The sequence below is a fragment of the Pseudomonas sp. M2(2023) genome, from assembly GCF_030263955.1.
Taxonomy (GTDB): Bacteria; Pseudomonadota; Gammaproteobacteria; order Pseudomonadales; family Pseudomonadaceae; genus Aquipseudomonas; species Aquipseudomonas asiatica.
Genome location: NZ_CP127114.1, coordinates 2520979 through 2541273 on the forward strand (window position 1 = coordinate 2520979; position 20295 = coordinate 2541273).

16 protein-coding genes and 1 pseudogene are annotated in these 20295 nt (G+C 60.0%); 13 read left to right on the forward strand and 4 right to left on the reverse strand.

What is annotated here, in order from left to right; translation table 11 throughout:
- Positions 1-48: 48 nt before the first annotated feature.
- The 3 genes and pseudogenes from QN085_RS11655 to QN085_RS11665 all read right to left on the reverse strand — a co-directional run bounded on the left by QN085_RS11655 (position 49) and on the right by QN085_RS11665 (position 3381).
- The gene (locus QN085_RS11655) at positions 49-1467 is read right to left on the reverse strand and encodes a DUF2252 domain-containing protein (RefSeq protein ID WP_082041844.1); all 1419 of its coding nucleotides are present in this window, start codon (positions 1465-1467) and stop codon (positions 49-51) included.
- 335 nt (positions 1468-1802) lie between these two features.
- Positions 1803-2531 (reverse strand): annotated as a pseudogene (locus tag QN085_RS11660) (NRAMP family divalent metal transporter); the annotation flags it as partial.
- Between the two features lie 97 nt (positions 2532-2628).
- A complete protein-coding gene (locus tag QN085_RS11665) occupies positions 2629-3381 on the reverse strand; it encodes an SDR family NAD(P)-dependent oxidoreductase (protein WP_023662722.1) in 753 nt (250 codons plus the stop codon).
- A 100-nt stretch (positions 3382-3481) separates the two neighbouring features.
- Between QN085_RS11665 and QN085_RS11670 the strand changes: the two genes are divergently transcribed.
- The 13 genes from QN085_RS11670 (at position 3482) to QN085_RS11730 (ending at position 19763) form a co-directional block, all read left to right on the forward strand.
- Positions 3482-4438 carry a LysR family transcriptional regulator gene (locus QN085_RS11670; protein ID WP_023662723.1) on the forward strand — a complete coding sequence of 319 codons (957 nt, stop codon included), beginning with the start codon at positions 3482-3484 and terminating at the stop codon, positions 4436-4438.
- Between the two features lie 127 nt (positions 4439-4565).
- On the forward strand, positions 4566-4763 hold the full coding sequence (locus QN085_RS11675; RefSeq protein ID WP_023662724.1) for a hypothetical protein: 198 nt from the start codon (positions 4566-4568) through the stop codon (positions 4761-4763).
- A gap of 325 nt (positions 4764-5088) precedes the next feature.
- The gene (locus QN085_RS11680) at positions 5089-5658 is read left to right on the forward strand and encodes an acyl carrier protein (RefSeq protein WP_023662725.1); all 570 of its coding nucleotides are present in this window, start codon (positions 5089-5091) and stop codon (positions 5656-5658) included.
- An 11-nt stretch (positions 5659-5669) separates the two neighbouring features.
- Complete coding sequence (locus QN085_RS11685; protein WP_031325560.1) at positions 5670-6944, forward strand: beta-ketoacyl-[acyl-carrier-protein] synthase family protein; 1275 nt, start codon at positions 5670-5672, stop codon at positions 6942-6944.
- Positions 6945-7101: 157 nt separating this feature from the next.
- Positions 7102-8028 carry a beta-ketoacyl-[acyl-carrier-protein] synthase family protein gene (locus QN085_RS11690; protein WP_169774764.1) on the forward strand — a complete coding sequence of 309 codons (927 nt, stop codon included), beginning with the start codon at positions 7102-7104 and terminating at the stop codon, positions 8026-8028.
- Positions 8025-9323 carry a beta-ketoacyl-[acyl-carrier-protein] synthase family protein gene (locus tag QN085_RS11695; RefSeq protein ID WP_285690921.1) on the forward strand — a complete coding sequence of 433 codons (1299 nt, stop codon included), beginning with the start codon at positions 8025-8027 and terminating at the stop codon, positions 9321-9323. The genes QN085_RS11690 and QN085_RS11695 overlap by 4 nt, the downstream gene beginning before the upstream one ends.
- Positions 9320-10525 carry a beta-ketoacyl synthase N-terminal-like domain-containing protein gene (locus tag QN085_RS11700; RefSeq protein WP_023662729.1) on the forward strand — a complete coding sequence of 402 codons (1206 nt, stop codon included), beginning with the start codon at positions 9320-9322 and terminating at the stop codon, positions 10523-10525. The genes QN085_RS11695 and QN085_RS11700 overlap by 4 nt, the downstream gene beginning before the upstream one ends.
- Positions 10526-10567: 42 nt before the next feature.
- A complete protein-coding gene (locus QN085_RS11705) occupies positions 10568-13438 on the forward strand; it encodes an aminotransferase class III-fold pyridoxal phosphate-dependent enzyme (RefSeq protein ID WP_031325564.1) in 2871 nt (956 codons plus the stop codon).
- 9 nt (positions 13439-13447) lie between these two features.
- A complete protein-coding gene (locus tag QN085_RS11710; protein ID WP_023662731.1) occupies positions 13448-14185 on the forward strand; it encodes an SDR family NAD(P)-dependent oxidoreductase in 738 nt (245 codons plus the stop codon).
- On the forward strand, positions 14182-14946 hold the full coding sequence (locus tag QN085_RS11715; protein ID WP_023662732.1) for an SDR family NAD(P)-dependent oxidoreductase: 765 nt from the start codon (positions 14182-14184) through the stop codon (positions 14944-14946). Before QN085_RS11710 ends, QN085_RS11715 begins: the two co-directional genes overlap by 4 nt.
- Before the next feature lie 2 nt (positions 14947-14948).
- Complete coding sequence (locus QN085_RS11720; RefSeq protein WP_023662733.1) at positions 14949-16232, forward strand: DUF1302 family protein; 1284 nt, start codon at positions 14949-14951, stop codon at positions 16230-16232.
- A gap of 51 nt (positions 16233-16283) precedes the next feature.
- Complete coding sequence (locus QN085_RS11725) at positions 16284-17120, forward strand: outer membrane lipoprotein-sorting protein (protein ID WP_023662734.1); 837 nt, start codon at positions 16284-16286, stop codon at positions 17118-17120.
- Between the two features lie 33 nt (positions 17121-17153).
- Positions 17154-19763: an efflux RND transporter permease subunit gene (locus tag QN085_RS11730; protein WP_041506068.1), complete on the forward strand. Its 2610-nt coding sequence runs from the start codon at positions 17154-17156 to the stop codon at positions 19761-19763.
- 69 nt (positions 19764-19832) lie between these two features.
- Here QN085_RS11730 and QN085_RS11735 read toward each other — a convergent pair whose 3' ends face one another.
- Positions 19833-20216 (reverse strand): MerR family transcriptional regulator, encoded by a 384-nt coding sequence (locus tag QN085_RS11735; RefSeq protein ID WP_003256870.1) that lies wholly within the window; start codon positions 20214-20216, stop codon positions 19833-19835.
- Between the last annotated feature and the right edge of the window lie 79 nt (positions 20217-20295).

The following is a 20295-nucleotide window of genomic DNA, read 5'->3' on the forward strand; positions in this document are numbered from 1 at the left end:
CCAGATAAATGCAGTCGGGTCACTCCCGGGCATAGGCCATGGCAGTGCTCAATCGTCTTCCTCGCGAAACGCTTTTATCCTGCCTTTTTTCTCGGCGTTGACCAGCGCCGCGTGGTACCTGGCATTCTGCTCGGCATAAGCCAGGGCAAACTTGCCAAGGGCCTGATCGAAGGCGTCCGACTTGCCGAGATATCCGCTGATCAGTGCTGCGTCCCCTGACTTGGCATGCGCCCGCGCCAATGTCATGCCGCACACCTGCGCATACATGTTCATCTGCTCGAAAGACGCACCTTCCACCGGCAATGACATCTTCATATCGCGCAGTTGTCTGACGAAAAACTGCCGGCCCTTGCTGCTTTCGGTCCAGCCCAGAAAAATGTCGCTGGCGGACTGCGAAAGGCGCTGGCCGGTAACCACGCGCTGACCTTGATTGGCAAATTCGCTCTTGCCGGCATAGGGCGCCAGCACTGATGGGCAGGCTTCCTTGAATTGCAGCAGTAGCGGATGGTTTTCGGCCGAAAAGAACAAGCCAACGAAGCAGAACGTGCCCACGCTGCCGATGCCTACGGCTTTTACTGCAAAGTCCTCGAGGCGATAACGGTCGTAGAGAAATCTGCGCTCGGGTAGCAATGAACTGCGGTAATCCTCAAGAGCCAGCTTCACGCGCTTGGCAAAACCGGCTTCATGGATATGGAACAGGATTGGCGGCTGGTCGACCAAGCGCCGCCTACCGCCCACTTCATCACTGATCTGGGGATACAGGTAGTCCCCAATGCGCGTTCTGGCCCTGGCTATCAACTCTTGCCGCGCTTTGCGGTATTTCATGCTGGGTGCCATGTCGATGATCGCTTGAGCGTCCAAGCGGTCGTACCAGACGTCAAGCGGACTCATCTCCGACAATTCACGCATGCGTTTGCGGTAGGCCTGCACGCAGGCCATGGCCAGTTGTCCTGCCTCCTTATCGTTCAGCCGATTGTCTTGGGCGGCGACGGCAAAACTGACCGCCAACCGTTTGATGTCCCATTCCCAAGGTGCAGGAAGCGTCTCGTCGAAGTCGTTGATATCGAAGATCAGGTTGCGTTCAGGGGTGGCGAACAAGCCAAAGTTGAGCAGGTGGCAATCGCCGCACGCCTGGACGCGTACGCCGGTGCAAGGCAGTGTGGCGAGGTCGCGTGCCATCAGGCCGGCCGAGCCGCGCAAGAAGGTGAATGAACTGCGCAGCATTCGCCCGTAACGCACAGGCACCAGTGCCGGATGTCGGTCACGGTTGGACAGTTCGAGCAAGCCGACAGGATCACGCTGCTTGGGCTTGCATTTCCACGTTGCATGAGCCGCTCGCGGCACGACATCTCGTAGACGTTTGCCGGCCTCCAGTCTCTCCTTGAGCGAGTGAAAATTCTTATCTTCACGGATGTCGTCTATTACCCTGGACAACCGTTTGGTTGAACGCTTCTTGAACTCAGCCATGTCGGCACCTTGGATGAGCAAAGGGTGGGCCCGACCGACAACGGAACTCGTCTGTGATGAATCACTAATGCGGCGTCGAATATTCCCGGACAGCTACTGAAAAGCGTAGCAGTAATTCACTTATCCCAAATTGGCCGTGCAGCTACCAGTCTGTTGAGGCGGGCAGTGGCGTGACAAGGAGCGGTAATTGCCTTCGACACTGTGTTCAATGCTGTTGTGTTGTTGTTTGTCGTGCCTGCGCCGCTGCTGGTTTGCATCAAAGTGGTATTGGCGCGCAGGGCCAGAGGCGCACAAAGAAGCCCTGGCCAACATTGAGCCAGGGCCGCCAATTACCTTCAGGCGATAAGGTCCACTGCAAGTTGGAGGGCTACCCATAACGCCAGGCCAGTGGCGAATGCCAGCGCGATGTTTTCAAACCAGTTGTTGCGGTACGCCTTGCCCAGCAGCGATTTCTGGTTGGACATGATCAGCAGGCCCAGCGAGATCACCGGCAGGCCGATGATGTTCAGCGCGCTGACACCGATGGTAAGGGTCACGAAGTCGGGCATGCCCGGGATCGACCAGACCAGTGGCGTCACCAGGATGAACAACATGAACCACTTGTGCATCGGGTCGTTGTGGAATTCCTTTCCATAGCGTTCGCGCCGTTCGGGCTTCACATGTTGGAAAGCGTCGGTGATCAGCATGGGGAACGCAGTGGTCTTGCCGGAAATGCTGGCGAACAAAGTGGCGAATACGCCTACGAAGAAGATGTACCAGCCGATCGGGCCGAAGAACAGTTCCAACGCCTTGCCCAGGTCGCCGAGCGTTTTCACCTCGATGCCGTTGGGCCGCAGGATTTCCGCGCCGACGATCCAGATCGCCAGGTTGATGACGATACCGACGAATACCGCGAACAGCAGGTCGTTGCGCTGGATGCGTTTGTGTTGCGGGCCGACCCAGCCTTTTTCACGCATGACATAAGGGTGCACGAAGTTGGCTACCGAACCTGCCACGGCACCGATCACCGATACCGCTACCAGCAGAGCGCCGTGAACGCCTTCATCGGCTGGAATGCTGAAGCCGAAGTGAAGGGGCAATCTCAAGAGGGTGGGCCGAGACGACACCGAGAGGCTTCCTCAAATAGTGAGGGAAGGCCGCATTTGTCGCGGCCTTTACTCGTTAGACTTGCGCCTGGCCACCGTCGACGAACAGTTCGGCCCCGTTGACGAAGCTGGCGTCGCTGGACGCCAGGAACAGAGCGGCTTTGGCAATCTCTTCAGGCTCGCCGACGCGCCCCAAGGGAATCTGCGATGCCAGGTAGTCCAGCAGGCCTTGCTGCTGAGCTGCGTCCGGGCCGGCGAGGTCTACCAGACCCGGGGTGCGAGTCGCGCCGGGGCTTATGGTGTTTACCCGGATGTTGCGATCTTTCAGGTCGAGGATCCAGTTACGGGCGAAGGCACGCACTGCAGCCTTGGAGGCCGCGTACACGCTGAATGCGGGTGTGCCCGAGCTGGCCGCAGTGGAACCGGTCAAAATTACCGAAGCGCCTTGGGCCAGAAGTGGCAGCGCTTTCTGAACCGTGAACAGCGTACCTTTGACGTTACGATCAAAAGTGTCGTAGTAGTGCTCTTCAGAAATGTCTCCCAGAGGCAACATCGAGCCACCCCCTGCGTTTGCGAACAACACGTCAATACGCCCGTGCTCTGCAGCGACCTGCTGGTACAGGGCATCGAGTTCGTCCGGCTTGGAAGAATCCACTCGAACCCCGACTGCGCTACCAATCTGTGCGACGGCGTTGTCCAGCTCCGCCTGGCGGCGGCCAGTGATGAATACTCGTGCGCCTTGTTGAGCGAAAAGCTTGGCAGTTGCCAAGCCGATACCCGAAGTTCCGCCAGTCACGATTGCGATTTTGTTTTCAAGCTTGCCAGTCATGATCTTCTCCAGTGTTTGTGATGTTGCGTTGGGAGAAGCGTATCGACGACCGGAAAAAACCAAAATAGAATTGTTGTAAACTCATCGTTGCAGAAATGAAATGAGCAAACTTCCGGATTTTGAAGGGTTGGCGATGTTTGCCAAGGTAGCTGAGGAGGGTTCGTTCGCAGCCGCCGCCAGAGTCATGGGCGTTTCAGTGCCCACAGTTTCCAGGGCGGTAGCACGGCTGGAGGAGCGACTGGGGGGGCGCCTGTTCAACCGCACGTCTCGACAACTTTCATTGACCGAGTTCGGTCAGAGCATGGCGGGCAGGGCTGGGGAAATCTACCGACAGGCCGAAGAGGTGGAAGGCGAGGCGATGGAGCTCTCCGTTCGACCTCGCGGCCTGGTTCGCCTCGCGATCCCCATGTCGTTCGGCTTGAGATGGGTCGCGCCCTTGATGCCCCAACTCATTCGGCAGTATCCAGAGCTCTCGGTAGACCTCCATTTGTCCGACGCTTCGGTCGACCTGATCGCGGATGGTTTTGACGCGGCCTTGAGGATCGCTGCATTACCCGACTCCTCATTGGTGGCTAGAAAACTCTGTGCCGTGACTCAGTTTCTTGTCGCCTCACCGGCCTTCCTCAATCAGCACGGTAGGCCGAAGCACCCCCGAGAGCTGGCAAGTATGCCTTGCCTTAGCTACGCCTACCGTGCTCGGACGCAGGTCTGGAGATTCACTCATGCATCTGGAGTAGAAGAGGATATCGTGCCTACCGGGCCTTTGCGTGTCACTAATTCGGAGGCGATGATCCCAATGTTGCTAGAAGGGATGGCCATCTCTGAACTGCCTGAGTTCATCGCGAGTGAGTACCTGACGGATGGGCGCTTGGAAAGAATCTTGCCGGAGTGGAGTATGACTCGGGGCGGCTTGTATTTCGTGACACCGTCTGCGCGAACCCGGCCAGTGAAGATCAGAGCTGTTTCCGATTTCTTCTTTGAACACTTGTCCGCGCCGACGTGGCGCTGGACGCCCGGGTATGAGTCATCAGGTGATATTCAGCGAGCAGGGCTGTAGTAAGGTTGGTTCATCTACGGAGAATGACATGGGTAGTCAACTTCCAAAGGCCCTGGCCCATGAGAAACGCCGGAATCAGAAAAATTTTCCCGAAAATACCCTTTGATACTCCAGCAGCCTATGGCTGGTGCTTGCCAGCGCCGTAGCGCTTCTTGCGGGATCAGTATCCGCGCTGCTTCTGTTCTCCCTCGATCACGCGACCCAATGGCGTGCAACCCACCGCTGGGCCATCTGGCTGTTGCCTCTGACCGGCTTTGCAGTGGGGCTGGTTTATCACTTGATCGGCAAGCCGGTGAACGCAGGCAATAACCTACTGATCGAATAGATTCACGCCTCGAAGAAAACCGTTCCGCTGCGCATGATGCCTCTGGTTCTTGCGGGCACGGATATATCCCACTTCTGGAACTATCGTGCTGTTTCAAGCAATCGATTTTGTCATTCTACGATCCCTCTCCAAGCACTATTGAGCTGCATAAATCAAAGGTTTCAAGGCCCGTCGGGATTTCTCGCAAAAAGCAATGCTGGCACGTTGACTCTCCCCTTAGGGGGAGACTTTAGACTCCCGGCCCTCGATATATCTGGCCTGAAAACAGCATTTTTTGGCCCGATGAATTTATTCATTCAATGCGGCTTTTGTAGGGAAACAATCAATGAACAATCCCTTGGAATTGGACAGCGTTATCAGCAGTACACAGGAGATTCTTGCGCAGTTGCTGGTGTTGGACCGGGCCGACGTGGCAGAGCACAGCAGTATCGTTGACGACCTCGGCGCCGACTCGCTGGACATCGTCGACCTGAGCTTCCAGCTGGGCCGTCAGTACGGTTGCACCTTGCCGAAAACCAGCGTGCTGGATCACGCGGTAGCGGTGTTCGGCGACGCCACCCGGTTTGTCGAAAAAGGTCGAATCACGCAGGACGGCGTGGCCTTGCTGGAGCAGAGCCTCAGCGCTTATGCGCCGGGCCAGTTGCACGCGGGCATGCAGCCGGGCGATGTCTTCTCGGCCACCACCGTGCGCAACTGGGCGCAGCAATGCCATAACGTTTTCAACTACCTCCCCGAGACCTGCCCTGAGTGTGGCGCGGTGCATGCCCAACTCAATGAACGCAAACAAGTGGTGTGTGGCGGTTGCAGTGCTCGTCTGACCCCTCTGGACGGTGACTCGATCTCGCGTCTGTTGGTTGAGCAGTACGCGGCCGCCCAGTTGAAGGCTTCGGCGTAGGGGTTGCCTTGATGCAGGCCCGAGAGGTTCTGGTCACCGGCTATGGTCTGGTGGCTCCCACGGCACTGGATGCAGCCTCGCTGTTCACGACGATCAGCGAAAACCGTTCCTGCATTCGCCAGCACCCGGCGTTTGTCGAACTGGGCTTTGCGAACCCGGCGGCCGGGTTTATCGATGAGCAACAATGGCAGGTGATCGCTGCGGCCTTTCCGGGCGATCTGCAGACCACCTCCCGCCAGGAATGGCTGGCGCATTACGTGGCCCGTCAGGCGTTGGCCCATGCCGGGTTGGCCGACGGCGCATTTGCCCGGGTCGCCAGCGGTATTTTCGTCGGGGCCAATAAATACTGCATGAGCGGTGATTTGCGGGACGCCAGCCGTTACATGGACGATCAGGGGCGGGTCGATCTTGACCAGTACCTGGATAACCACACCCTCAGCGGTGGGGCGTTCGCCCGGCGGGTTGATCAGCAAACCCGCCATCTCGCCGAATGGCTGGGTGTACGTGACCATATCTCCACACATTCCGATGCCTGTGCCGCTGGCACCATGGCCATCGGCAGCGCCTATCGAGCGATCGCCCGTGGCGAGATCGACCTGGCGTTGTGTGGCGCGGTGGAGTTGATGGCCCATGAATTGTCCTACTACAGCTTTGATGGGCTGGGCGCACTCTGCCAGCGAGTGGACTTTTCCCCACAAGAACAAAGCCGGCCGTTCATGCCAGACCGCTGCGGTTTTGTGCTGAGTGAAGGGGCGGCGCTGTTGGTACTGGAATCCCGCGAGCATGCCGAGCGTCGTCAGGCCCGCTCGCTGGGCCGGGTGCTGGGTTACGCGAACCTGTGCGAGGCAGAGAAAATCACCTCCAGCAGCCGCGATGGCAGCAAGTACGCGGCCTGCATGACCGCGGCCCTGGCCGATGCCGAACTGCCCAGTGCCGCTGTGGACCATGTGAATGCTCACGGTACGTCGACACAAGCCAATGACCGTTGCGAGGCCCTGGGCCTGGCGCAGGTGTTCGGCGAAACCCTGGAGCAGATGACGTTCACCGCCAACAAATCTGCCGTAGGGCATTCGTTGGCCGGCAGTGGTGCCATTGAGGCGGTGCTGTCGTTGATGAGCATTCAGTCGGGAGTGGCCTTGCCGACCCTCAATTTTCAGCCGGAAAAATCCGAATTTCCGGAGTTGAAATTCCTTTGCGAACCGTTGCAGCAACCGATCAATGTCGTGCTCTCAAACTCCTTCGGGTTTGGTGGCGTGAACAGTTCGTTGGTGCTGGGCAGGGCATGACATGACCAGATCCAATTCAACTGCTGTTTATATCACTGCAGCGTCGGTACTCAACGCCGCCGGTACTGAATGTGCGCCTCGTGACAGTCAACCTCAGGCCGCGCAACCGCTGGATTTCGACCCGGCACGCCTGGCCCGTTGTGTCACAGCGCCCGCCTTGCCGGCTGGTGTGTACGACCGCAAATTGTCCCGCAGCCTCGAGCCTCAGGGCGCGCGCCTGCTGTATTGCGCCGGCCGCCTCGCCGAGGCCTTGCGTGAGCTGGAACTGCCCGATGAGCGGATCGCATTGACCGCTGCCATTCCGGAAGTGGATGGCCCCAGCTCGTGCTGGGATGCAGTGCAGGCCATTGGCGCACAACCGGCGGATCTGTTGGCGCAATTCTTTGCCCACACACCGCCGCTGCATGCGCTGATGATGCTCAACAGCAGCGTCATGGCCCACGCGGCTGAGGCCTTGCATTGCAAGGGCCCCATGGGCGGTTTTTGCTCCCAGGGCAATGCAGGACTGGATGCTTTGATGGAAGCCGCCGCCCATCTGAGCGAAGGCCGTGCCGATGCTGCCGTCGTGGTCAGTAGCAGCCCGAATATCACCCCGGCATTGTACCTGCGTGACGCTACACACCCACCTGTGAACCCCGGCCCGTGGGTTTTCGGCGAAGGTGCTGCGGCATTGTTGCTGACGACCAAACCGGACCGCGGTGCTCAATCTGCGTTGCGCATTGCCGGGTTTGCCCGTGGTTACAGCGCGCAACCCGAGCGTGGGCTGGCGGTTGGTCGCGACGTCATCGAGCGTGCTTTGAGCAACGAAAAACTATGCCTCAGCGATGTCGGGCAAGTCGTCGCCGATGCACAGGACCCGCAGATTGCCGCGTTGTTCACCCTATCGGGGCACACCCTCGAACACTCCAGGGCGTTGGTAGGTGACTTGGGCGCCAGCGCCTTGCTCAGCGAAATCGCTGTGACCTGGGCACTGGATTGCAGCCGTTACACGCTGTTGCTCGAACATAGCCGAGGTGGGCATTGGGGCGCGGTGCTGCTGGCCAGAACGTCGTCGGACACAGAGACAATGGAGAGTTACCCATGAGCCCCAGGCGGATCGTGATCACGGGCATGGGCGCCGTCACCGGCTTCGGTTTCGAGTGGCAGTCCATGTGGCAAAGAATGTTGGCCGGCGAGCATTGCATTCGGCCATGGCAACCGGAAGGTGTCGAGGCGGGTGCGTTCCCCGTGCGTTACGCAGCACCCGTGGATATGGGCTTGATGCCGGCACACTTGAAAGACCATCCGGCCTGGGGGTTGTCGCTGGAAAAACGCACCCGTTTTGGTTGGGTCGCGGCCACCCAAGCCATTTCCGACAGTGGCCTGAGCCCCGAACAGTTGCGTGGCGCGGCGGTATTGTCAGCGTCCGGCGCACCTGCTCATCGTTTGCAGGACATGCTGCTCAGCCTGGCGGATGACCCGGCGCAGGCACCGTCCTGGGCTCAGTTGATGGCGCGACAGGCGCAGGTCGATCCTGACAGTTCACTGTTTCAGAGCAACGACCGCCTTGCGCGGGTAATTGCCGATGGCATCGGCAGTGAAGGCCCGGTGATCAATATCAGCAGCGCTTGCGCGGGAGCATCCCAGGCCATCGGCAATGCATTCCAGATGATCCGTCGCGGCGAGGTCGAGCTGGCCATTGCCGGGGGCGCCGATTCGGTGCTGAGCCTGGACACCATGACCGCGCTGTATCTGCTCGGCGCCGCCAGCAGCGAGCAGCGTTGGGGCACCGAACTTTGTCGGCCATTCGACCGCCATCGCAGTGGCTTGATTGCGGGTGAAGGCGGTGGCTTTGTCGTGCTCGAAACCCTCGAGCGGGCGCTCGCCCGAGGGGCAACGCCGTACGCCGAAGTGCTGGGTTTCGGCAGCAGCCTGGATGCCTACAAAATCACCGCACCCGACCCGCAGGGCCGGGGAGCGGTGCTGGCGATGAAGGCGGCCCTGACAGATGCCGGGCTGGAGCCGCAACAGGTCGATCTGATCAATGCCCACGGTACGTCGACACCCCTCAACGATGCCGCCGAAACCCTGGCGATCAAGACCCTGTTCGCCGAGCGCGAACATTATCGGCGGTTGTTGGTGACGGCCAACAAATCCCAGTTCGGCCACCTGATTGCGGCCGCCGGAGCACCCGAATTCATGCTCACGGCCTTGGCCTGCCGGGATGATCGGGTCACGCCGACCCTGAACCTGCATGATGCTGACGAACAATGCGACCTCGACTACTGCGCCCATCAAGCGGTCAAGCGCAAGGTGGACGTTGCCCTGAGCAACTCCTTCGGTTTCGGCGGCCTCAACACTTCACTGGCGCTGGGCAAGTACCGGGAGGCGCCGCGATGAAACAGGCGGTCGCGATTGCCGGTGCGGGTTGCGTGTTGCCCAGCGGCTGGGGTGTCGAATCTTTCTGGGCGGCTGCGAACGAAGGGCGCAGTGCAATTACGGCGCTGAACGCCCGAAGGTTCAGCAGCGAACGCGTGGTGGCGTTCGGGCAAATTCAGGATCAGGACCACCAACGCAGCCGACAAGACCTTGCGCAAAACCTTCAGCGTTACTGCACGCCGGCAGTGATCTGGGGTGTCAGCGCGGTACGTCAGGCGTTGGAAGAGGCAGGCCTGGCCGATGAGCAGGCGGATGTCCGTTTTGGTTTGTATTGCTGTCAGGGCGGCTACACCCATCCGTCTCTGGAGTCCTATGCCGAGTTGTTGCTCGGCTGTCGGCAGGACGGCGTCGCCGACATGGCGGCGTTCGCCAAACGGATCCTGCAAGACCGTGCCCAGGACCCTTTTCTGGTGCTCAAAGGCTTGAGCAACTGCTTGCTCGGTGTCACCAGCCTGGCGCTGAAACTGGTGGGTGAGTGCAACGCCTATATGCAAGGTGTCGCCGGCAACCTGGCAGCCTTGCGTGAGGCTACGGCCGCTTTGCAGGATGGCCGAATCGACGCGGCAATCGTTGTCGGTGCGGGCAGCGAGCTGGATGCCTTGGCGCTGTCCGGGTTGGTCCAGGCGGGGGGCATCAGCGCCAACGGCTCGAACACTCTGCTGCCGTTTGACCTTCGGGGCACCGGCGGCATTGCCGGGGAGGGCGCGGCAGCATTGGTGCTGCGCCGGCGCGAAGACCTGCCGGCCGGCCCTCAGGCGTGCCTCGGCGACATGACGGCCCATGCCACCCTCGGTCGCTTGAGCCTGCCCGACAGCCCAACCGATCTGTTGGTGTGCAGCGGCACCGGCGATGCGCACAAAGACCGCGTGTTGTGCCAGACGCTGGCCCTTGCGCGCGCCTCGCACATCACCAGCGGGTTGGCGATAAACGGCATTCTCAGCGCAGCGCCGAGCCTGGTGGATCTGATGCTTGCGCGTTGCGCATTGCAGGCCCAAAGCGTGCCGCCGATTGCCGGTTTGCAGCAGCCAGTGGCAAACCTGCCGTTCATTCAGGGCGCGCCCCACGCCGCGAGCCTTGAGCATTGCCTGGTGCTGAACCGCGACGACAACGGATTCAGCGCCGCCTATCAAGTGCTCTACAGCGCAAAGGTCACTCAAGACTGACGCTGACTACCGCCTATTTTTACTTTCAGGGATATGACAGTCATGGATTATCGCGATTTCGTTCGGCCCAAATTCGTCGGCCTGCTCCAGGCACTGGGCCTGGAGTGTGAGTTTCAGCGCGCCCTCGGTAGCCAGTTGTTCTACCGCAACCCCAAGGGCGACATGGTCACGGTCACCGACTTTCTCGGCGGTTACGGTGCGGCACTGTTCGGCCACAACGACCCACAGTTTGTCGATCAGCTCTGTGCGCTGCTGCGCAGCGACGTGCCGTTCAACGCACAAATGTCGATCCGCGGTGCGGCCGGGCAATTGGGGCGAGAGCTCAGCGACGCCTTCAATCGCGAACTGAAGAACACCGAACGTTACATTTCGACTTTCTCCAACAGTGGCGCAGAGGCGGTGGAAATCGCCGTCAAGCACGCGGAGTTCCGTCGCCAGAAGAGCCTGCAAAAGCAGTTCGACGACATCGATTTCACCCTGGCCAGCCTGACCGCCAGCGAACGCGCTTATCGCGAGCTGGATGTGGCCGACCTCGACCTGCCTGCAGGTGTCCTGCCAGCCACACTGAACAGCGTGACCTTGCGTCAGGTGGTTGAGGCCGTTCGCCAACACAACCTGGCGCAGCTGCATATCGAACCGGTATTCATCGCCCTGCGCGGCAGCTTCCACGGCAAATTGGTCAATACCGTGCAACTGACCTATGGCCGTCAGTACCGCGCGCCGTTTGCCCGTTTTGGTCTGAACGTCGAGTTCATCGACCCCCAGCAGCCCCATCAGTTGCAGGAATTGCCGGCCCGGCACACGCACCATTGGCTGAGCCTGCAATGGGACGGCGAACACCTGAACGTGCTGAAACTGCCGTTCAGCGCGATTACCGCCGTGTTGATGGAGCCGATTCAGGGTGAAGGCGGTATCAACGAGTTCGCGGCCGAGTTCTACCTGGGGCTGCGCAAGCTGTGTAACGAGCAACAGTGCCCGCTGGTCATCGATGAAGTGCAGTCAGGTTTTGGTCGCGCCGGGACGTTTCTTGCCAGCAGCCAGTTCAACCTGCAAGGCGACTATTACTGCCTGTCCAAGGCCCTCGGCGGCGGCTTGATGAAAATCGCAGCGACGGTGATCCGCAGCAGCCACTACGAAGGCGAGTTCAGCTACATCCACAGCTCGACCTTCGCCGAGGACGATCCGTCCTGCCATATCGCGCTGTCGGCATTGCGCCGGTTGTTCGCCAATGACGACGCGATGCTCAAAGACATACGCACCAAGGGCGCCTACCTCAAAGCCTCGCTCAATGAACTGAAGATGGCCTATCCGGATGTGATCGCCGACGTGCGCGGGCGCGGCTTGCTGGTGGGTTTGGAATTGCACGACCTGAGTGTCAGCAGCTCGCTGGTACAGGCGTCGGCCCAGTACAACGATGCCTTGGGTTACTTGATCGCCGGCTACCTGTTGCAATTCGAAGCGTTGCGGGTAGCACCGTCGGGCAGCAACTCCAACGTGATTCGCCTGGAGCCGCCAGCCTGTATCACCCTGAGCGAAATCGACGGGCTGATCGGTGCCTTGCAACGGGTCTGTGACATGCTGCGCCGTGGCGATGCGTTGCCGTTGGCGGCGGGTATCTGCGCGGACTCGATTCCCGCCGTGCCAGCCCGTCAGGACGATTTTCGGATGGCCGAGCCCGTTGAAAACATCGATGCCAAGGTCGAAGTCGTCGCCCGGGTAGCGTTCATCAACCACCTGATCGATGCCGATATCCTCGGTGACGTCGATCCCTCGCTGGCAGCCCTGAGCCCGGAACAGAAACGCACGTTCATCAACCGCACCAAGCCTGAACGCCGCGCTGCGCCAGTCGGCCCGGTGATCATTCGGTCGCGCCTGGGCATGGCGGTGGAGTTCACGTTGTACCCGCTGTGCATGGATTCGGATGCCATGGCCGAGTACATCCTCAGCGGTGACCTGGACAGCATTCGCGAAGAAGTCGGCAGGCGTGTCACCGATGCCCGCGCCGATGGCTGCAGCATCGCCGGCCTCGGGATGTACACCTCGATCGTCACCAACAATTGTCAGGCGCTGAAGATTGCCGACATGGCGCTGACGTCCGGCAATGCCCTGACCATCGGCATGGGGCTCGAAGCCATCGAGCAAGGCTGTGTACAGCAAGGCCTGGCACTGCGCGAGCAAACCGCTGCCGTTGTTGGTGCCGCCGGTAACGTTGCCTCGACCTATGCCTCGGTGCTGTCCGCCACCGTCGATCACCTGATTCTGATTGGCAGCGGTCGTGACGGCTCGGTTCGGCGCCTGGAGAAAACTGCCCAACTGATTTACGCCGACGCGGCCCGTTCGATCCTCAAGGGCACAGCCGAACACGACCGGTTGGCGCAGCGACTGCTGAGCCTTGATGGTTTTTGTGACTTGTTGCGCTCACATGGACAAAAAGCCGACCTCGGTTTGCACATCGCCCGTCTGGTGGATGAGCGCCTTGGCGCGAACGCCTTCATCACGGTCACCAACGATCTCGACGCCCTCAAGGGCGCACGGGTTGTCCTGTGCGCGGCCAATGCGCCTCAGCCATTCCTCGGCGCCGAACATTTCGCCGAGCGCAGCGTGATTTGCGATATCGCCGTGCCGCTGAACGTTCATCAAGACATGCCGAGCCAACGCGAAGACGTGCTCTACATGCACGGCGGCATCGTCCAGACGCCGTTCGACGACGGCCTGGCGCCCAACGTGCGGGCATACCTGAAAAAAGGTCAGCTGTATGCGTGCATGGCCGAGTCGGTGTTGATGGGCTTGTCTGGCATGAGCCAGCACGGCTCCTACGGCGATATCAGCCGTGAGCAAGTTCAGCAGGTCCGCGCACTGGCCGCGACCCACGGCTTCACCCTCGCGCAATTCAAAACTCAAAACTCGCTTTAAGGAGCGGTCATGACTCAGAAAATAGCCGTCGTGACCGGCGGCAGTCGCGGCATTGGCAAGTCCGTCGTGCTGGCCCTGGCCGGCGCGGGTTATCAGGTTGCCTTCAGTTATGTCCGTGACGAGGCGTCAGCTGCTGCCTTGCAGGCACAGGTCGAAGGGCTCGGCCGGGAGTGCCTGGCTGTGCAGTGTGATGTCAAGGATGCGCAGAGCATTCAGGCGTTTTTTGAACGGGTCGAGCAGCGTTTCGAGCGTATCGACTTGTTGATCAACAACGCCGGTATTACCCGTGACGGTTTGCTCGCCGCGCAATCGTTGAGCGACATCACCGAGGTCATCCAGACCAACCTGATCGGCACGTTGTTGTGCTGTCAGCAGGTGCTGCCCTGCATGATGCGCCAACGCAGCGGGTGCATCGTCAACCTCAGTTCGGTGGCCGCGCAAAAGCCCGGCAAGGGCCAGAGCAACTACGCCGCGGCCAAAGGCGGTGTAGAAGCATTGACGCGCGCACTGGCGGTGGAGTTGGCGCCGCGCAACATCCGGGTCAACGCGGTGGCGCCCGGCATCGTCAGCACCGACATGAGCGAAGCCCTGGTCGGCGCCCATGAGCAGGAAATCCAGTCGCGGCTGTTGATCAAACGGTTCGCCCGGCCTGAAGAAATTGCCGACGCGGTGCTGTATCTGGCCGAGCGCGGCCTGTACGTCACGGGCGAAGTGTTGTCCGTCAACGGCGGATTGAAAATGCTATGAGCCAGGCACGCACGATTGTGATCACCGGCGCGGCCAATGGTATTGGCCGCGCCGTCGCGGAAAGTTTTGCAGCCCAGGCCGAGCACCTTTTGATCTTGCTTGATCGGGATCTGGCAACCTTGCAGAGGTGGGTCACCGAGGGCGAATTTGCCGCTCGCATCGAAACCCATCAAGCGAACATCGCCGATCTGGCCAGCCTGCAACTTCTGTTCAAGGGCCTGGCCAACCGGGTCGGCTTTGTCGATGTGCTGGTCAACAGCGCCGGGGTTTGCGACGAGAACGAGCCCGAAGACCTCGACAACTGGCACAAGGTGATTTCGATCAACCTCAACGGCACCTTTTACGTCACCTCGTTGTGCCTGCCACTGATGGCGGATGGTGGGCGGATCGTCAACATGTCGTCGATCCTCGGCCGAGCGGGCAAGGTCCGCAACACCGCTTACTGCGCCTCCAAGCACGGCATCATCGGCATGACCAAAGCCTTGGCGCTGGACCTGGCGCCACGGCGAATCACCGTCAATGCCATCCTGCCCGCCTGGATCGATACCCCGATGCTGCAAGGCGAATTGGCGGCTCAGGCGCGCATCGCCGGAATCACCCATGAGCAAATCCTGCGCAATGCCAAGAAGAAGTTGCCCCTGCGGCGCTTCATTCAGGGTGACGAAGTGGCGGCCATGGTCCGTTATCTGGCGAGCCCGCAGGCGAGTGGTGTCACAGCGCAAAGCCTGATGATCGACGGCGGTGCCGGGTTGGGAATGTAGCCATGGCTCGACTGGGATTGAACCGCGGCCTTTTGGCCGCGCTGGTCAGCCTCGGCTCGCCGGTAGCGATCGCCGAGTGGTTGCCGGAGCATCATGAAGCGGAGATCGGCGTTGCCACGGCCGTGCGTCTGCACGGTGACGACCAGGTCACGCAAAAGGCCGTGTACCTCAAGTTCAGCCTGGAGGATGCTTGGGACAGCGGCTACTACAAGGCCAAGGGCCGAGCCCGTTACGACTTCCGTTATGACGGCAACAACCCCTACAGTGCGCAAGCCCGGGACGATTACCGGGCGACCGCCGATTGGCGGCACCTTTACTGGGGGCTCTACGTCGGTGACGGCGAGCTGACGGTGGGCTGGCAGCAGGTGGTGTGGGGGCGTGCAGATGAATTACGGGTGCTCGATCAGATCAACCCGCTGGACTATCGCGAGGGGGTGATCGGTCTGTTGGAAGACAGCCGCATCGCGGTGCCGATGATTCGCCTGGTGCAGCCGGTCGCCGAGTGGGAGCTCGAAGCGCTGGTGATCACTGATTTCGTGAAAAACCAGGCGCCGGCCGTCGGCAGCGAGTTCGATGCACCGATCTTTGCCACACCCGATCCGCAGATGTTTGTGGTCGATTCGCGGCCCGGTTATGACGGTCACAGTGGCTTCGGTTATGGCGCCAGTGCCAACGGCCGGATCGGCACGGTGGATGTCAGCTTCGTTGCCCTCAACGCCCGCCAGCAGGACCCGGTTTACGCCGTCGAAGGCCAGACCGAAGAGGGCCTGATTCGCCTCGAACGGCAATTCCCGCGCTATTCCATGGGCGGCGCCAGTGTGGCCATCGATGCCGGCCACAGCATCGTGGTACGCAGTGAAGTCGCCTACTTCGACAATTGGCGCGTCACCAATCCTTACCGCGCTTACGGCAGCGACCAGACGGCGATGACCAAGTCGCTGCTGGGCGTCGATTACCTGTTGCGGGACTGGCTGATCTCGACGCAGTGGCAACATCAGCGGCTGCTCGACTGGCAGCCCGGCATGGTCCAGGACAAACGCGACGACCTGTTCACCGTGTCTGCCGAAGGCTCGCAGTTCCAGGATCGCCTCAAGACCCGCCTGGTTTTCGGCATGTCGCCGCCAGCGCAGGACGACAGTTTCGTTCAGGGGATCTTCACCTACAAACCGGTGGACTGGCTCAAGTTGGGGCTCGAAGTCGATGTGTTCTTCGGCAAGCCCGACCGCCAGTTCGGTGCTTACGCCAACCGCGATCAGGTGCGCTTGTCCGCCGGTTATCTGTTCTGACCACACCGGTCCCGGTGTGCGAACCACTCAAACAATGAAAAGGAAATCGCGATGTTGCCCATCTTCAAGACCCTGACTGTAAGCGCACTGTTGCTGAGCGCCGCTGCCGCCATGGCAGCTGAACCACGCACGGCCGACGACATCATTCGCCAGGCCCGGGACCGCGATGACGGCAAGAGCTTCATGTCCCAGGTGTCCCTGATCCTGATCGACAAGCAAGGTAACAGCCGCATCCGCGAGTTCAGCTACCTGCAAAAGGATTACCCGGACAGCGACAAATTCACCATGTATTTCTCCGCGCCGAGTGATGTGCGTGACGTCGCCTTCCACATCGAAAACCCGCGCGAGGCCCTGGGCCTCGAAGACAGCCAATGGATGTATTTGCCGGTCAGCCGACAGACCCGAAGGATTTCCACCACCGACAAACGCGGGGCGTTCATGGGTAGCGACTACTCCTATGCCGACCTCGACAAGATTCGCGCCGAAGACTATCGCCAAACGCTGGTTGGCGAAGAGCAGTTGCAGGGCCGCGATTGCTACGTGATCGAGCGTGAGCCGGCGACGCCTGCCGTGCTGGCCAAGACCGGCTACAACAAGCTCAAGGTCTGGGTTGACAAGAAGAACTCACTGGTGCTGCGCCAGGACTTCTTCGATGTAAAAGGTGTGATGTTCAAGCAGATGCGCACTCTGAAGACTGAAACCATCGACCAGATCGACAGCATTACCTTCAGCGAAACCGAAGACTTCATCGCCGGTACGCGCTCTCAGCTGCGCTTCAACCAGTTGCAGTACAACGTCGCACTAGACGACCGCCTGTTCACGCAGACCGCGATCAAGCGTGGGCTGAAAGCCGGCGACTTGCCGGAATACACCGTGTCTGCCCGCTAAGCGCCGCTTTCGATTCATCTGGAACCCTCATTCATGGAAAGATACCTGAACTTCGTCGAGCGCTATGCGCGGGCAATTGTGTTCGTGCTGGTGGCGATCACCGCCTACTTCACCTACACCCTCGGCGCGCTGATGTCGGACACCAATCCGTATCTGCTCAAGGACACTCACCCGGCGCGCAAGACGATCATTGATTTGCAGCGCGAGTTCACAGGCACATATGACTCGGTCATGGTGGCGCTGAGCAACCCCGAGAGTGTCTTCAACACCACGTCGCTGAACGCGCAGTTCGAGTTGTCCCAGGCCATACGCCGGCTGATGCTGGCGAACGATGAGGACCGTGTGGAACTGCAGCGCATCGTTGGCCTCCACAGTGGCGACCCCGATGCCCAGGCCTTGCTGGTGCAGATCCTCGCCGAAGGTTTTTCGCAGAACGATTACGCTGCCGCCAAAGCGCTGCGCGACCATGGGATTGCCCGGCACTGGGACAGCCACGACCTGCAGTTCCTGAGCTTTCTTGCCGAGCGGCTCAACCCGATCCAGGAAATGGCCTCGATGGCTGACCTGGAAAACATCAGCTTGAGTGCCGATGGCGAGTTGTGGATCCACAAGACCCTGCACGCCCTGGATATGGACCCGAGCAAGGTCGAAGCGCAGATCATGGGCAACGAGCAGATGGTTGGTGGCGTCGTCTCGGCGGACAAGAAAGTCGCCATGGTCGTCGCCGAACTGGGCACCAAACAGGACGACGCTCAGGCCCAGTTGCGTGCCTATCACCAGGTCCGCGAGATCATCGCGAAGTACCAGGCCGCTCACCCGGAGTTCACCGATGAGGTGTTCATCGCCGGCATGCCGATCTTCATTGCGGCCCAGCAGGAGATCATCGATCACGACCTGGCGATGCTGTTCCCGATCGTGTTCCTGTTGGTGACTTCTCTGCTGGTTTTCTTCTTTCGCAAACCACTTGGCGTGGTGCTGCCGCTGTTCAATATCCTGTTCTGCACCATCTGGACCCTTGGCCTGATGGCGCTGCTGCGTGTACCGATGGACTTGCTCACCAGTGTGTTGCCGGTGTTCCTGTTCACCATCTGTTGTGCCGACGCGATCCACGTCATGGCCGAGTATTACGAACAGCTCAATTCGGGCAAGTCTTTCCGCGAAGCCAACCGAGAAACCCAGCGCCTGATGGTCACGCCCGTCGTTCTGACAACGGTCACGACTATTGCGACGTTCTTGATTTCCACCACCAACAACATTGTCAGCATCCGCAACTTTGGCGTGTTCATGTCCATCGGCCTGACGGCGGCGCTGATCATTTCGTTGCTACTGATCCCGGCGTGGATTTCGATCTGGGGCAAAGATGCCGTCCCGCGCAAAGTGCAACTCAAAGAGTCGCTGATCTCCCACTATCTGGTGGTGTTCTGTGCCTGGCTGATTCGCTGGCGCAAGCCGGTATTGCTGGTGACCCTGCCGTTGTTGGCGATGATGACGGTGTTCACGTTCAAGGTGGATATCGAAGACTCGGGTATTGCCTACTTCAAGAAGGACAGCCCGGTGCGGATGTCCGACGAGTTCATCAACCTGGCCGGGGTCGCGGGTACCTCGCCGGGCTGGATCGCTTTCGACACCAAGACTCCGCGTGGCGCGCTGACCACTGAAACCGTGCAGTTCCTGGAACGTCTGGACCAGTTCATCAGGGCCCAGCCGAACGTGAGTTACACCTATTCGGTGGCGACCTACATCAAGCGCATGAACCTTGTGCTCAACGACATGAACCCTGCTTTCCTGCGGGTGCCGCAGGCGGTGGAGCAGGTGACGGTGGTCGATGATGACGGGAAACCGGAGACCTTCGATGTCGATGGCAACTCGCTCATCGAACAACACATCATGATGTTCGAAAACGGTGGCGGCACCGACTTGCAGAACGTGCTCAATGCCGATTACTCGAAGGCGGTGACGCTGTTCACCATGACCTCCTCTGTGGCGGGCGATTACCAGGCGATGCTCGATAAACTGGACGCCTGGCTGGCGATCAACAAACCGGCCAACCTGCAAGTCACCCATGCCGGTACGCCGTACATATGGACCGGGGTGTTGCAGGAAATCACCCAGGGTCAGGTGCTGAGCTTCTCGCTGGCGTTGCTGGCCGTGACCTTGATGATGATGTTCTGGCTCAAGTCAGTACGCCTGGGCATCCTCGGCATGCTGACGTTGCTGACCACGTCGGTGACGGTGTACGGCAGCATGTACCTGTTGGATATCGAGTTGAACATCGGTACCACACTGGTGACGTTCCTGGTGGTGGGCGTCGTGGATTACGCCGTTCACCTGCTGTCACGGATCAAGATGCTGGTGCAGAAGGGCGCCGAGATCGACGAGGCCATCCTGGCGGCCATGCAGGGCGTCGGGCGTTCGACGGTGGTCAATGTCGTGATCTTCTCGATGGGCTTTGTCGCGCTGCTGTTCTCCGCCTACAAACCCGTCATTGACCTGGGTGTACTGGTGATACTGGCGCTGTCATCCAGTGGCTTCATGACCATTTTGTTGGTCACGCTGATTTCGCCGTGGTTCTTTGCCTCGATTGTGCCGCAGCCAGCAGTGCAAGAGGGCGAGCAGCCGCGGGGTGAGGCTGTGCCAGGCTAAATCGCCGGGGCGCCTGCGTGTTGAAAACGGCACGGGGCGCCATGGCCGTTCAGCGGCGGCGGTGCGGATTCAGCGGGCTTTTTCCAGGTGTTCGAACTGGCATTGCATCTGAGCATCTTTGAGGCTCAGCTCAAACTCGACCAAGCCGTCATGCACTTTCTGCAACGCCTGGATCTGCCCCATCAATTCCTGCTTTTTGTTATCGATGGCCTGCATGGCCAGATCCCAGGGCAGCTCCTGGCCGCGATGATCCTGCAGAATGGCCTGCATTTCCTTGAGCTTGAAACCGAGTTGCTGAGCGCATTTGATGAAGGTCAGCAGCTCTACGCTTTGCTGGCTGTAGATGCGGTACTTGCCTTCGCGTTGCGGGGGGGGCAACAGGCCGATTTCTTCGTAATGTCGAATGCTTTTGACGGTGGTGCCCGACAGCTGGGCGGCTTTGCCGATGTACATGAAAATCCCTTTTTGACGCATCAGAAGCGAAAAGATGTCGCGCGCTCGCACAGGCGCGCGACATCTTTGCACAAGCGTC